Source organism: Alteromonas sp. ABV2_168 (assembly GCF_056161165.1).
The window spans coordinates 347,049-361,468 of sequence record NZ_JBSWYQ010000001.1 but is presented as its reverse complement, the minus strand read 5'-3'; the positions used below and the strand labels follow the sequence as shown (position 1 = coordinate 361,468).

Here is a 14,420-nt window from a genome sequence, read left to right as displayed (position 1 = left end):
CCTATTATTAATCTGGCTTAGCAGCTTGGGGGTCTTTCCTGTCCAACCAGCTTTTCAACAATGCAAACGTAATGCGTGGCCGGTCGTTATAGAAACCGTGTGCACCACCTGGCACCACAGCCAGTTCTGCTCCCGGTGTCAGTGCCAGATAATCCTGCACCGTATCAATCCGGGCTGAGTCATATTGACCAATCATAAACAGGGTTTTCGTCGGGTCGATGTCTGCCAGTAAATGCGTAGCATCGTAGCTTTTTAACACGCCGGTGGATGAAAACTCACTTGGTCCCCACATCTTGTTGTAGATAAGCGGATTAAAGCCGTTGCCGCCCACATTCTCGTAATAGGTTCTGGCTGCCTCAGTGCCAATACCACGGGTGTAATAAACAGAATAAAGTTTGGTGTAAGCCTTGCGACATACATCACCTTCTGGCGGCGCAGCCGATTCACATTGTTTCAGCGTCTTTTGTACGTCTTGCGGGGCGGCTTTTACCAGCAGGTTTGCATCCATGATCCAATGTGGCGTTGAAATAAACGTGCCTCCTAAAACCGTAGACACGGTGTGCTGCGGGTATTTAGCTGAGTATTCCAGTGCCAGCGCCGAGCCCCAGCTATGGCCCACAACATGCCATTTGCTCAGCCCCAGCGTTTTGCGGATAGTTTCCAGAGAATCAACGAAGCGTTCTACCCGCCAGTTGGCCGGATCGTTTGGCTGCTCTGACTTACCGCTGTCGAGTTGATCGTACATGATCACCATACGGTCGTTGGCCAGTTCCGTCATACCGGCGAAGCCATTATGCGTACCACCCGGACCACCGTGAATAAATATCACAGGCGTCGCATTTTTATGTTTAAGACCATTTAAGCGCACATAAATTTTGCCGCCTTCTACCGGTACCATCAGTTCCTTTTCAGGTTGGGCCCAGGCTGCGGTTTCTGCCACCGAATTGAAAGACGTTACACAATAAGAGAGAACAGTGAGTAATGATAAAGCCACAGCTTTGGCTGATGACGGGAGTTTGAAGCGCATGAACTAATCCGGTTTGTAGTCGTTATTCTGGGAACAAAAAAAGGCACTTAGAGTAGCAGATTATCCATTACCGGCACAAAGCGGTCAGCCGCACGTTTCAGGCTGTCGGCAGTCAGCGCCTCAACACCGTACACTTCCACTTCACACTGGTGCTTTTCCCGGGCGCGCTGAACCAGCAAATCAAAATCACCGTCGCCAGACACCAGTACAAGCACGTCGCAATGTTCCGCTGCTTCTACCATATCCAGCGTCAACCCCACGTCCCAATCGCCTTTGGCACTGCCGTCGGCGCGTTGGATAAAGGGTTTCAGCTTCACCTCAAAGCCAATAGCTCTGAGAATATTCTGAAACTGCTTCTGCTTTTCGTCGTTACGATTGATGGCATAAGCATTGGCTGTCACCACTTCCCTATCGTGAGTCACCTCAGCCCAGAAACGGTTGTAGTCAAAATTGCGCTTAAACGCACTGCGGGTGGTGTAATAGACGTTTTGCACGTCTACGAAAATACCGGTTTTTTTCACAACAGACCTTAAATACTTAAATAGCGTTAACCATCAGCAACCTGCGTAGCAACCTGCGTAGCGCACACTGACAATAGAGGTTGCCATTCTAACAAAAACGCTCTCTGTCCGTTGCAAAAGAAAACCTTATTTGCAGTTCATGTGAACACAGACAGAGTGATATAAGCGATAAATGATCCTTAGGAATTAGAAGCCATTTTCTCAACCAGATAATCCACAAAGACCCTCACTCTGGCGGGCATGTGTCGCCCGCCGATAAACACAGCATGGATGACCTCTTTGTCTTGTGGATTGAAGTCTTCTAGAAGTGGAACAAGTTGTCCCGATGCGAGCATCTGTTCGATATGAAAGTTGCCGACCCGGGTAATGCCAATATCAGCCATGGTAAGTTCAACCAGCGTTTCACCATTGTTCGACGTCATATTCCCTTCTATGGGCAGAATGTAGTCTTCACCATTTTCACGAAAAGGCCAGCCGGGCTCTATGCGCTGAAAACTGAAATCCAGACAGTTAAAGTGTTTTAGATCGGCAGGGGTTTCGGGAATGCCAGCCTGTGCTAAATAATTGGGTGATGCGACCACAGTTCTGCCGGTTTCACCTAAGCGCCTGGCGGTTAAATTGCTGTCAGGTAAAGGACCAAAGCGTATTGCGACATCGATGTGACCGTCGGCCACATTGCTGATTTTATCGCTCACCTCGACTTCTATTTTGATGTTGGGATAGCGCTCTAAAAACTCTTTGTACAAGGGAATCATGGTTAGTCGACTGTAAGCCGTTGCGGTACTCACTTTAATTAAACCGCTTGGGCTGGCGCGATCAGCAATGGCGCGCTCGGTCTCTTCGACATCCTTTAAGATCCGCCTTGCAGCCAGGGCATAAGACTCCCCTTCACTGGTTAAGTAAAGTTTGCGGGTAGAACGGACAAGCAGCCGTACACCTAAACGCTTTTCTATCCGGGTCATCATCCGGCTCACTGCCGATGGTGTCAGGCCCAGTTCTCTGGCCGCCCCACTCAAACTGCCGAGTGTCGCCACCGTTAAAAAGGTTTCCATTTCAGCCGTTCTATCAGCTTTAACTTGCTTCATTTGTGAATCCAATGCAAAACAGATTAGCTTCTCACCCCACTACTCTGGGATTCTTTATGTCGTTATATTCCCTGGTATCATAAATAAACTTAAGTTCAACATGAAGATTAACTTTCCACTGATGGCACTGGCCATTGGTGCTTTTGGAATTGGTGTAACGGAATTCTCCCCTATGGGAATGTTGCCTGTGATAGCAGATGACTTAGGCGTCTCTATTCCAACAGCGGGTATTCTCATTAGTGCATATGCTTTTGGGGTACTGTTGGGTGCGCCGGTCATGACTTTACTGTTTGCCAATATGCCGCGCCGTCGCCTGCTGGTTTTGTCCATGGGCATTTTTACCCTGGGTAATTTAATGAGCGCGCTGGCCGACAGTTACAGCGCATTGATGATTAGCCGCATTATTACCTCGTTCAATCATGGCGTATTCTTTGGTGTTGGTGCTGTGGTAGCAACTCAGTTAGTGCCGCCGAATCAACGCGCCGGGGCGGTTGCTGCAATGTTTTCAGGGCTTACTATCGCGACCGTTGGCGGTGTGCCGCTGGCAAGCTTTGTAGGCACAACGCTGGGCTGGCGAAATGCGTTTCTGGGCATTGCGGCAATCGGCTTAGTGGCAATGATAGCCTTGCGCTTTAGTTTGCCTCCGTTGGTGAATCAGGAGAAGGCGAACATTCGTAATGAATTAGCCGTGTTAAGCAAGGGTTCTGTATTGGCAGCGCTCCTGTTAACAGTGGTAGGTGCCAGTTCTATGTTCACGGTATTTACCTACATCGTGCCAATTCTGCAACAAGAAACCCATGCTTCAACCACCTTTGTAACAGCTATGCTGGTGCTTTACGGCGTGGGGCTTGCGGTGGGGAATGTGCTTGGCGGGCGCTATGCCGATCGCACTTTATACGGCACGCTAATCGTGTCATTAATCGCGGTGATTCTGCTTCTGGTGATCTTTACCGTTACCATGTCTTCTTCCGTTATCGCTGTGCCACTGATTTTCCTTTGGGGCATCGCCAGCTTCGCTGTGGTTCCACCGCTGCAATCATTGGTGGTTCAGGAAGCCAGCGAAGCGCCGAATCTGGCATCGGCAATGAACATTGGTGCGTTCAATCTTGGTAATGCGGTTGGCGCAGCTTTAGGTGGCGGCGTTATAAGTGCAGGTCTTGGATTACCAGCAGTAGCCTTAGCTGGCGCAGGCACCGCATTACTGGGGCTACTCATGGTGTTAATTGCCAGCAGAAGGAAAACAAGCTTTGCACTTGGCACCTAGCTGATATTAAACTTCAGAGCACCGGCTACCCGATGTTCGTGCCGGAACCAGCAAGGGGCTGACAAGCCCCTTCTCTCTCACCTTTTCCCCAATCCATATTTTCGGCAAACCATACCTTCGGCTAAATTTTTAGCACATCCGTCTCAAAACCGGGACTTTTACATTTCAGGGTTATAGCGTAGGCATTGCAACACTATAACATTACTAAAAATAACAAGATTCGGGGAACACATGTCATCCAGAAGACAGTTCTTGAAATATTCAGCGGCATTTGCCGCATCATCTACCGCTTTATCTTTATCTGCTCAGCAATTTGAAAGTCCGGTTGGTTCAGCTTCAACCGTGGCCAGGGATGAGAACTTTTGGCAAGCCGTACGCAGTCAGTTTGATGTGCAAAACGACATCATCAATCTGGAACAGGGCTACTGGGGCAAAATGGCCAATCCTGTTCAGCAGGCCTTCTTTGACCACACGAAGAAGGTCAATCATGCCATGTCCTGGTACGTGCGTAAGCAATATAAAGCCGATTTTCTTACCGCGCGGAAGTCTGTTGCTGACGCTTTAAAAGTTAAAGTTCATGAGATCATGCTGACCCGCAACGCCACTGAATCATTTGTGAATTTGCTCACTCAGTTCAATGATTTTAAGGCAGGTGATGAAATCTTGTGGGCAGATATCGATTACCCCGCCTACCAGGACATGATGGTCTGGTTAAGTGACAGCAGAAACGTTAAAGGTCACGAGTTATCACTTCCGGCCTCCGGTTCAGATGATGATTATGTTGATGTGTATCGCAAAGCATTTGAGCGCAACCCACGTATAAAGCTGATGCTGCTTACTCATGTGAGCAATCAGCATGGCCTTGTTATGCCGGTTAAGCGTATTGCTAAACTTGCGCGGGAGCATGGCATCTATGTTATCTGTGATACCGCTCAGTCCTGGGGATTACTCGACTTCACGCCGGATGAACTTGGTGTCGACTGGGCAATTTTCAATTTGCACAAATGGATTGGTTCACCGGTGGGTGTAGGCGCTCTGTATATGCGGGAACAAACCTTAGCTCCAGTAATGCCCTTTCCGGGCGAAGACCCGGGCGACAATGACGTGGCTAACCGCGTACATCTTGCAACGTCTGACTTCGCCAGTTTCTTAAGCGTGCCGGATGCACTGACATTTCACCACAAAATTGGCGGCAAAAATAAAGAAGCGCGGTTGCGGTATTTGTGGGAAAGCTGGACGCTACCGCTGAGGGAAAACCCTGAAGTTGAAATACTTGGCGCAGCCAGCTCAGATAATGCATCAGGTATGGGTGGCTTTCGTTTAAAAGGCAAAACCAGTCCCGAAGAAAATCAGGTGTTACAAAAACGCCTGGAAGAAGATTTCGGTATTTTTACCGTTGTCAGAAATGACTTATCCAGCGGCAGCAATATCCGCGTGACACCGCAAATTTTCACGCCGGTTGCCCACATGCAGAAGCTGGCAGAAGCGATCAATACGATAACAGGCTGACAACAGGGCGCATAAGCGCCCTGTTAAACGCCCTTCACCGTAATTGACGTGACATCCCGTGATACCGTCACGTCGCTGAGCAGTTTTACAAAGCGCCTCACCTGTTGCGATTGCACAGGGGCGGCTTCTGGCAACTCGCAATGTAACGTGGCATCACTAAGACGCTCGTACACGACTTCCCGTCCACCAAGGTCAGCAAACTGACCGGCATTCCTGATACGGTAATAATCATTAGCCAGTGTGATGGCGGGCATTGTAAGCAGTCCATCATCTGTAACGCGACTGACATTGGCACATACCAGCGTTTCCAGTGCGTCACCAACCGTTTTACTTTGAATGAAAGTAGCCAGAGGCTGCGGCCATTCACGACCCACATAGCGCTGTCGCACCACTTCTTTTAAATGCGCGTCGGTAAAACGCAGATAGTCCGGTGCATCCAGAATGGTTTTATCCCAGTTTATCAGCCCCGCCTGCTTGCGGTATTGCCACTCTTTAGCATACACAGGGAACAAGGTATCGAATTGGTCGACTTGCTGCTGAATGATGGTATCAACCTGAGCACTGCCATCATTGTTCAGGGTAACCACGCTGTAGCCGGGCTGATAGGCAGCCAGCGACGGCACCTGCACATTCACCAGCCCGCCGGTGTCTTCAGGTTGTGCAATGTCGTACAGGTGCATGTGCCCTGCCATGTGCAACCGCAATCCGAGATCAGACAGGATCTGCGTTGTCGGTGCTGACGGCATACGTTTTAGTTGCATGCCGGAGTCTCCGAACAGCTCAGCCAGTTGCTTTTGTGTATTATCGTAGAAGTCCGCCATAGGAAAATGGCTGAACGCAATCAGTCGCTTGTTTTGCTCTTCCGCCCGCTTTACTACGCCCGCTATCCAGTCAATAAGTTCCGGTTTGTAGTCCACCAGCGCGTTGTAACCCGCATTTCCTGAACCATTAAATTCCAGCGACGAAATCTTTCCTTTGGGTGTATATACATTAGCGTCGATAGCCAGTAGCCAAAGGCCTTCTACCGGTTCAACCAGATAGCTGGCATCCGGCATGAAAATACAAGATTCCCCATTCTCTTCGGTCGGGTTGCTGGCCTCGCCCGTATTGCTGTCCTCACTCCCGTTGCCGGGGTCGCACCAGCGCCAGCCGCGCTTACTGACATCGGCTGTCCCAAAGGGTGTTTCATACAACACATCCTGCGATGACGGGCTGAAGCCCTGTGATTTCAGGGTTTCCATGATGTCAGCATAGCCCCATTCCCGCAGTGCATTGCTGCATTGCCATGCCGATTTGTTCAGGCAGTCGGGGTGATCAGGACTCATCACCGCCACTTCTTTACCGCTGCGATGCAGGAAGTCTTTCTTTCCTCCGGCACGGGAGAAGGGGCGCACGGGGTCGTGGTTGCCGGTAATTGCAAAAAAGCGCATGCCGTATTTGCCTGAGTATTCAGCCAGAATGTCAGCCAGCGCCTTCACATTGGCGGGCTGGCCGTCATCAGAAAAATCTCCGGGTAACGCCACCAGCTTAATGCCTTTGGCAGCAATCTCATCCAGTGCTGCGCGAAAAACAAAGTAGTTTTCATTAAACAGCCGGGTACTGTTGAGCTGTGCCTGCATGCTTCGCATCAACACCGGCGTTTGTGCTCCCTGCGAGCTGTCACCTGAGATCGGGGTATCTGCTATCAGTGGCAGTTCAGATGCATCCAAATCTTTAGCTGCAGCGAAAAAATCATGCAAGTGAATGTCTGCAAGAAAGGCAATTTGTACTTCCTGTTCTTTCTCCTGATAATTAATTTCCGGCGATTCCGTTTTTGCCACATCTACGTCGCAGCCAGAAAGTAACAACATGGCAACCGTGCCAGCCAGCCATCTCATCAACAATGCACTTCCCATTTTTAGTCCTGAAAGCTGATAAACCAAAGTTAAAAACACATAAAAACTGCGTCCCAATTCACATAGACGCACACTTTGAGAAAACGGGGACAAATATTACCCAATGTCACAAAAACTTCATCTGCAATGTGACAATTTTATGAATATTAATCGGTTAGCAAGTTTTTGTTGTCCCCGAAATTTTGTTTTTCGCATCTTCCTCACACATGACCTGTGAGAGAAAACCAATGCGACTTTTAACTACCCTGCTTTTATCCATTGCGGCCACGCAACCCACGTTTGCAGATGCGCTGACGGACTATCAATGGATTGGCTCGCACAACAGTTATAAGCAAGGTTTACCAGCGTCGGTTTATCAGTTTTTGGCCAAAAACAATCCGCGAGCTGCCAAACAAATTAATTACGGCCATGGCACTCTTGAAGCACAGCTGGATTCAGGTCTCCGACAGTTAGAAATTGACGTGGTGAATGACCCCACAGGCAATCAATATGACAAACCGGAACTGGCCACTCGCCTTGGCGAAACCTGGCTAAGTAATGAGGCTCAACACGAGCTGGCACGACCGGGTTTTAAGGTACTGCACATACCTCACGTTGATGTGCAATCTCACTGCACCGGTTTTGCCGCTTGCCTGAACAAGTTAAAACGCTGGTCTGAGGCCCATGCTGACCACTTCCCTATCGTGGTACTGATGAACACCAAAGAGAACCAGCCTTCTTTTATAAATAGCCCTGCGCCTGCGCCGTTCACCGCCGCCACTTATGACCAATTGAATGACGTCATCCGCACAGTATTAAAAGAGCGCGTTATCACCCCTGACGATATCCGTGGTGATTTCAGCTCTCTGCGCGAAGCTGTGCTTGAACGCGGCTGGCCCGACGCTGACAGCCTGCGCGGCACATTTATCTTCGTGTTCGATGGCAACTTTGAACAAAACGCGCGCTTCATGGAAAACCATGCAGGACTGAAAGGTCGCGTGATGTTTGCCTCGTTACCAGCAAGCGATGATGGCGCCGCTTTCATGATCATCAACGACCCGATCACGCAACACACTGAAATTAAACAGCGTGTGGCAGAGGGGTTTCTGGTTCGCACCCGTGCCGATGCTGACTTTAGTGCCAGCAATGAAGAAAAAACAGCGCAAAAAATAGCGGCGTTTACCAGTGGCGCGCAAATGATTTCCACCGATTTTTATCCGGGTTCCCCTCAGGCAAAACGTGACGGCCACGTTGTCAGTTTTGCCCATGGCGCCCTGCGCCGGAATAACCCGGTTTCCCAATAATTCACATCACTCGACATTAAAAAATAGGAACACACTATGACAACCACGTTTAAAAAACACGTATTGGCGGCTTCCGTCATCAGCGTATTAGGCTCCGTTTCTTCTGCTGCCGTGGCGCAAGAACAAGCCAGTGCCGACGACATTGAAAAAATTGAAGTGTCAGGCTTTCGTAGCTCACTCATTAAAGCAAAAGATCTGAAAAAAGATGCGCTGGGCACACAAGATACCATTCTGGCCGAAGACATTGCCGACTTCCCCAGCCTGAACCTGGCAGAATCCCTGCAGCGTGTACCGGGTGTCACCATTACCCGTGAAGCCGGCGAAGGCCGTCAGATTTCATTACGTGGTCTAAATGCTGACTTTACGCAAGTACAACTAAACGGCATGGAAGCGCTGGGCACGTCTTCTTCACCCATGGACAGCCGCGGTACCACAAACAACTCACGTTCTTTCGACTTCAACATTTTTGCGTCAGAACTGTTTAACCAAATCGACGTGAAGAAATCATACTCTGCAGACATGGATGAAGGCGGTATCGGCGGTACTGTTGGTCTGCATACTGCCAAACCTTTTGATTATGACGGCTTTAAAGGTGCTATCAGTGCACAAGCGGGTCAAAACTCAAATACCGGGGACACCAGTCCGCGCATCGCGGCTCTGGTTTCGAATACCTGGGACAAGTTCGGTGCACTGTTCTCCATCGCATACAGCAACCGCGATACCAGCGAACAGGGCTATAACACCTATCGCTGGCGTCCTCGTGATGCTCAAGGATCTGATATTTCTGCGTTATCAGCGGAAGATCAAGACGCGGTAAACAGTGGTGATTTGCGCTTCTCCCGTGGTAGCCGCTACTCGCTGTTTAACAGCGACCAAACCCGTCTGGGTGCAACGGTTGCCCTGCAATACCGTCCTACCAGCGACCTCTCGTTCGGCTTAGATGCGCTTTACGGCAAACTGGATAACAAGCGCTCTGAATTTCATCTGCAAAGCCGTGGTTCCAGCTCAACGGCGTTAGGCTGCACCGGGCCGGACTACGATGACGGCGCGCGCTACTACTGTTCTGAACTGACCGACATTGAATACAACAGTAACAATGAAGTGGTGTACTCAGAATGGCAAAATACGGCACTGCACTCGGAAAGTCGCGATCAAACGGCGAAAACAGAAATCACCCAGTTTGTATTCAATGCAGACTGGACAGTGAACTCTGATTTATCGCTATCTGCACTTGCTGGTCACATGAAAAGCGAATATGAAGACAACAGCGCTAAAGTGTATCTTGAGTCCTTCGCCGACATGACACTGGATTTCCGCCCAGACCGTTTCTATGGCCAGAACACCTATATCAACGATTACGATCCGACTAACATCGATGAATTCCGCTACCATGAAATTGACCTGCTTGAAAACGAAGTAGAGAACAGTTTCGACGTGGCTAAAATCGATGCCGATTTGTTCCTGAATGATATCAGCAGCGTGAAGTTCGGGTTGTCGTATAAGAATTTCAAACACATGGACAACTACCTGCAGACCAATAACCTGCTGCGCAGTGAATGGCAGTCGGGTGAAGTGTCTGACATAGTTGACCCTGCCACTGTGTACGTGAACAACGGGCACGAGCGTCAGTCGTGGCTGAGTACTGATGTGAACGCCGTGCTTGCCGACTTCAATATCGACCGCAATGGCACCATGAGCCGTACGCCAAACAAGGTGGAAGAAGAAACCAAAGCAGCGTACGCGCTTTACGATGTGAACATGCTGTTAGGCGATACCGAACTGCGTGCAAACTTTGGTGTGCGTTATTACGAAACAAACATAGCGTCTACCGGCCTGGTTAACGACACCAATTACGTCACTATTAAAAGTGACTACGACGGCTTCCTGCCAGCAATGAACCTGGCGTGGTATGCCACCGACAACCTGGTATTGCGCGCCAGTGCGGGTAAAAACCTTACTCGCCCAACGCTGAATAACCTGGCCGTTGGCGGGAGCATCAACACCGACCCGCTTGCCGGTTCAAGCGGCTTGTCTATCAGCTCTGGTAACCCGTCACTCCAGCCATTCGAAACCCTGAACATGGAAACTGGCGTCGAGTACTACTTTGATGATGTTGGTTACGCAGCGCTGTCTTACTTCCGCAAAGATATCGACAACTTTATCGCCACCACCACCATTCCTACACCTTACGGTGAAACCGGTTATCCTTCTGCCCTGATTGAAGGCGCGGTAGACGAAAACGGTGTGGCGCAGTCTGCCAGCACTCTGTACAACGTGTCACAGCCACAGAACCTGGAAGACAGTGATTTCAGCGGTTGGGAAGTGGCGTTCCAGCGCGATTTCGACTTCCTGCCAGCACCGTTTGATAAGCTAGGCGCCATTGCCAACTACACTTATGCTGATGGCGAGTCGGTACACAATGTTCTGGTAGACGGCGAAAACGTACAGATATCCCGTCCGTTCTATGGGCTGTCGAAAAACACCTATAACTTAACGGTTTACTACGAAACAGAAACCTGGGGTGCCCGCGTATCTGCAGCCCATCGTGATGACTACCTGACACAGGTAGAAACTTCCAGTGATGATCAGGATGAAGCGGGTTTCCACGGCACCACTTACTATGACTTCTCTGCGTTCTACAACATTAACGAGAAACTGAAAGTGAGCCTGGAAGGCATTAACCTCAGCGATGAGCGTGAAGAGCAGTACTCTGACTCTGATGACCGCCTGTACAACACCACACTAAGTGGCCGTACTGTATATCTGGGCGTGACTTACGTTATGTAAGTTCTCACTGAACAACCCAAAAGGGCCGGTTTCACGGCCCTTTTTTTGTTTATATCTGTTTTGTTCTTACCTATCTAGCCCTGATACACATTTTAGTAGTGATTCAAAAACGATACGTTACGCCAACGTAGTAATCCCGCCCGCTTAGTGTAGTGTTGTAAGGGCGGTGAGAGGAATCGGAATACTGAATTTCCCGTTGATTGGTAAGATTTGTGGCTTCCAGGCGCAATTCCCAGTTATCCGCCACATACCAGGCAACGACGGCATCAACATACACACTTTCTTCGAAGCCGGTTTCGTCTTCATCCTGCAATGTCTGGCTATCGACCCTTGCGAGATAATCGTCGCGATAGGTGGCTGAAAGACGAATACTTAAATCGTAGCTTTCCCAGTAAGCAGTAATGTTCGCCAGCCAGGGGGATAGGAACGGCAAGCTTTTCACCGACAGCGCTTCGCCGGTATTGGCATTATGGTAAGTAAGATTGCCCTTGGTATAACTCACACTCCCCACCACACCCAGATGGTATTGGGGCGACCAGGGCCAGGGCGTCTCAAGCTGAGCACTGGCCTCTACACCATAAAGCCAGGTTTGCCGGGCATTCTGTGCAGTGACCAGTGTCACATTGTCGCTTGCAGATAGCGAAAACAAGCCCTCGTATTCCGGAAGCTCACTGATGAGTAAGTTATCACTTACATAAACGATGTAGTCATCCAGATACTTTGTAAAGGCGCTCACTGCAAACCGGTTGGTGTCGGAAAGATATCGCTCCCAGGCCACATCGATGTTGTAAGCACTGTACGGTTTCAGGCTGTCGTTGTAGCCATAAAGCGTATTTTCTTCGCTGTCATAGCGTACAGTCGCGGCCAGATCATCTAACTGCGGGCGGCCCAGCGTTTTACTCAAACTCAGGCGCAATGTGTTGTCTGTGGCCAGTCGATAACGAAGATTCACCGCAGGTAGCCAATGGGTGTGACGCAGTGTGCGGTTGCGGGCGAACTCGCTGTCAGAATCACTGATGCGTGTTTGCTCGCTTTCAATGCGTAAGCCTGCATCCAGCAACCAGTTTCCCCAATCTGTGCTGAATGACGAATACAGCGCCAGGCGCTGCTCGATGATGTCGTCTTGTTCGGTGCTATGCTCACTTTCAGCGGCAGCATGGGTGCCCTTCAGTGCACTTATCTCATAGGGCAATCCGAAATAACCAAATATCGCGTTGGTATTGAGTGTCAGCCAGTTCAGCTTTGGATGAGCAGTGAGAGGGGTGCTGTAGCTTTCAGGCACCGTGCTGTCTCGTTGCCCGCTTGCCCAGTCTGCAGACAGGAGATCCTGAATATCATAGAAATCGGTCTGATTGCGAAAATGAACCAGCTCAAGGCCGGTCTTCCAGGTCGTGTTATCCGTCGGCTTGTAGGCTAATGTATAGCGGGCATTGAAAAAATCCGTGGCGGCGAAATAGGCTTCGGCGTCCAGTTCCTTCATTTGCCAGAAAGTGGGTTGTGTCAGATCGTCCTGATAGGTGATGTCCGCAAAGCGAGCGTCGTGGCGATAATCCACCGTGATATCGGTTTCCCCTTCCATGTAGGCCTTGTTGCTGCGGGGCATATCGTAACGGGCGTGCTCCCGGCCAATCACACCGCTACCGGTTAGCGCCTGTGCCCAACGATGCTCAACATTCATCACCCACTGATTGTAAATGGTGGCCACTTGTTGATAACGACTTTCCGTTCCCACCTGAGCCTGTTCATAGGCCGCATAAATCAGTTCGTTCTGGTCGTTCACAGCGGCATCAACGATACGGGTTTCCCCTTCAATCACCGGAGTCGAATTAAAGCCCCGGGGATACAAGTGATACTCGTAACGCTCACCAGCCAAACGTCCGTGCAACCAATCCAGGGTAACGTGGGCAAAGTCGGTTTTATATTCAATGGAGGCTCCCACTCCGGCGCGGTCCATGTCACTCTGCCATACCGAGTAGCGATTCCCCCGAGGTATGGTTAACTCGCCATTTTGCCATGCATTGGCAAGCGCTGTGGGTAAGGCGGAGATATCCGCCCCATCAGGCGGAATACTGCGCCACCGAAAGGTATTTGCGCCCATTTCCTGATAAGAACGGGTGCCGTAGGCCACAGAGAACAATGCGCCCCAGTGACCACGGGTATTCGACACCATGGCAGATACCCGCTTCGATAATGCGTCGGTAAACTGGTTCTCACCGGTTTGGGCAGACAGGTTCCAGTGTAAACCGGGGTGGTCGAAAGGGTGCGCGGTTTTAAGCGCCACAATGCCTGCCATTCCCCCTGTGGGTAATTCAGCATCGTAGGTTTTCAGCACTTGTATTTCACTGAACAAATCAGTGGCAAACAAATTCAGATCGAAAGAACGGTCCCGCTGCTTCTGAAGTCTGCTATCCATGGGCGAATCGTTGTTCGCCAACACTATCATGCCGTTCAGGGTAACCAGGGTGAAATCCGGGTTGAGCCCCCGCAGCATGATTTGACGACCTTCCCCGGCTTCACGGGTAATCGACATGCCGGGAATACGCTGCATCGATTCAGCCAGGTTACGGTCTGGATAACTGGCAATATCGTTTGCTGCAATCACATCGGAAATCACGTGATTCTCACGCTTACGCTGACGGGAGACATCCAGCGAAGCCCGTAATCCGGTAACTGCCACCTCTTCAATAGGCGCTTGGGGGAGCGGTTCATCAGCCGGACTAATCACGATGCCATCGGCGGTAATGCGGTATTGCAAGCCAGCGGGGTATAGCAGTGCCTCTAAGGCTTGCGGCAAGGTAAACTGGCCATTTACCGCCGGAGCGTTAGTGCTCATGTCCACAGCCGCGTCAGTGACAAAAGACTGACCAAACCGCTCAGAGAGCGCGCGCAAGCTGTCTTTAAGCGGTTGGGATGCAATAAAAACAGGAACAGGAGACGATGAAGAAACCGCTGCGCAGGTGGGTAAGGCAATGCACAAACCTGTCGCCACTGCGATGGCAGTGAACGAGAAGCGAGATAGCGTTAACGGCTTAAACACTTTCACAACCCG

9 protein-coding genes are annotated in these 14,420 nt (G+C 50.3%); 4 read left to right on the top strand and 5 right to left on the bottom strand.

Annotated features, from left to right (window positions below; all coding sequences use genetic code 11):
* Window positions 1-7: 7 nt before the first annotated feature.
* From ACXAH4_RS01650 to ACXAH4_RS01640, 3 genes are all read right to left on the bottom strand, one after another.
* Window positions 8-1,027 carry a proline iminopeptidase-family hydrolase gene (locus ACXAH4_RS01650; RefSeq protein ID WP_474880431.1) on the bottom strand — a complete coding sequence of 340 codons (1,020 nt, stop codon included), beginning with the start codon at window positions 1,025-1,027 and terminating at the stop codon, window positions 8-10.
* A 47-nt stretch (window positions 1,028-1,074) separates the two neighbouring features.
* Window positions 1,075-1,548, bottom strand: a complete 474-nt coding sequence (locus ACXAH4_RS01645) for a LabA-like NYN domain-containing protein (RefSeq protein ID WP_474841820.1) — start codon at window positions 1,546-1,548, stop codon at window positions 1,075-1,077.
* Between the two features lie 179 nt (window positions 1,549-1,727).
* The gene (locus ACXAH4_RS01640; protein ID WP_474880429.1) at window positions 1,728-2,633 is read right to left on the bottom strand and encodes a LysR family transcriptional regulator; all 906 of its coding nucleotides are present in this window, start codon (window positions 2,631-2,633) and stop codon (window positions 1,728-1,730) included.
* Window positions 2,634-2,733: 100 nt separating this feature from the next.
* On the opposite strand from ACXAH4_RS01640, the gene ACXAH4_RS01635 reads away from it, so the two are divergent.
* Both ACXAH4_RS01635 and ACXAH4_RS01630 read left to right on the top strand, forming a co-directional pair.
* Complete coding sequence (locus tag ACXAH4_RS01635; protein WP_474880427.1) at window positions 2,734-3,897, top strand: MFS transporter; 1,164 nt, start codon at window positions 2,734-2,736, stop codon at window positions 3,895-3,897.
* 252 nt (window positions 3,898-4,149) lie between these two features.
* Window positions 4,150-5,406 (top strand): aminotransferase class V-fold PLP-dependent enzyme, encoded by a 1,257-nt coding sequence (locus tag ACXAH4_RS01630; protein ID WP_474880425.1) that lies wholly within the window; start codon window positions 4,150-4,152, stop codon window positions 5,404-5,406.
* Between the two features lie 23 nt (window positions 5,407-5,429).
* Here ACXAH4_RS01630 and ACXAH4_RS01625 read toward each other — a convergent pair whose 3' ends face one another.
* Window positions 5,430-7,301 carry a metallophosphoesterase family protein gene (locus tag ACXAH4_RS01625; RefSeq protein WP_474880422.1) on the bottom strand — a complete coding sequence of 624 codons (1,872 nt, stop codon included), beginning with the start codon at window positions 7,299-7,301 and terminating at the stop codon, window positions 5,430-5,432.
* A 227-nt stretch (window positions 7,302-7,528) separates the two neighbouring features.
* On the opposite strand from ACXAH4_RS01625, the gene ACXAH4_RS01620 reads away from it, so the two are divergent.
* Both ACXAH4_RS01620 and ACXAH4_RS01615 read left to right on the top strand, forming a co-directional pair.
* A complete protein-coding gene (locus ACXAH4_RS01620; RefSeq protein ID WP_474880421.1) occupies window positions 7,529-8,584 on the top strand; it encodes a Ca2+-dependent phosphoinositide-specific phospholipase C in 1,056 nt (351 codons plus the stop codon).
* Between the two features lie 36 nt (window positions 8,585-8,620).
* On the top strand, window positions 8,621-11,371 hold the full coding sequence (locus tag ACXAH4_RS01615) for a TonB-dependent receptor (protein WP_474880419.1): 2,751 nt from the start codon (window positions 8,621-8,623) through the stop codon (window positions 11,369-11,371).
* 103 nt (window positions 11,372-11,474) lie between these two features.
* On the opposite strand, the gene ACXAH4_RS01610 is transcribed toward ACXAH4_RS01615, so the two are convergent.
* Window positions 11,475-14,414: a TonB-dependent receptor gene (locus tag ACXAH4_RS01610; protein WP_474880418.1), complete on the bottom strand. Its 2,940-nt coding sequence runs from the start codon at window positions 14,412-14,414 to the stop codon at window positions 11,475-11,477.
* Window positions 14,415-14,420: the final 6 nt, after the last annotated feature.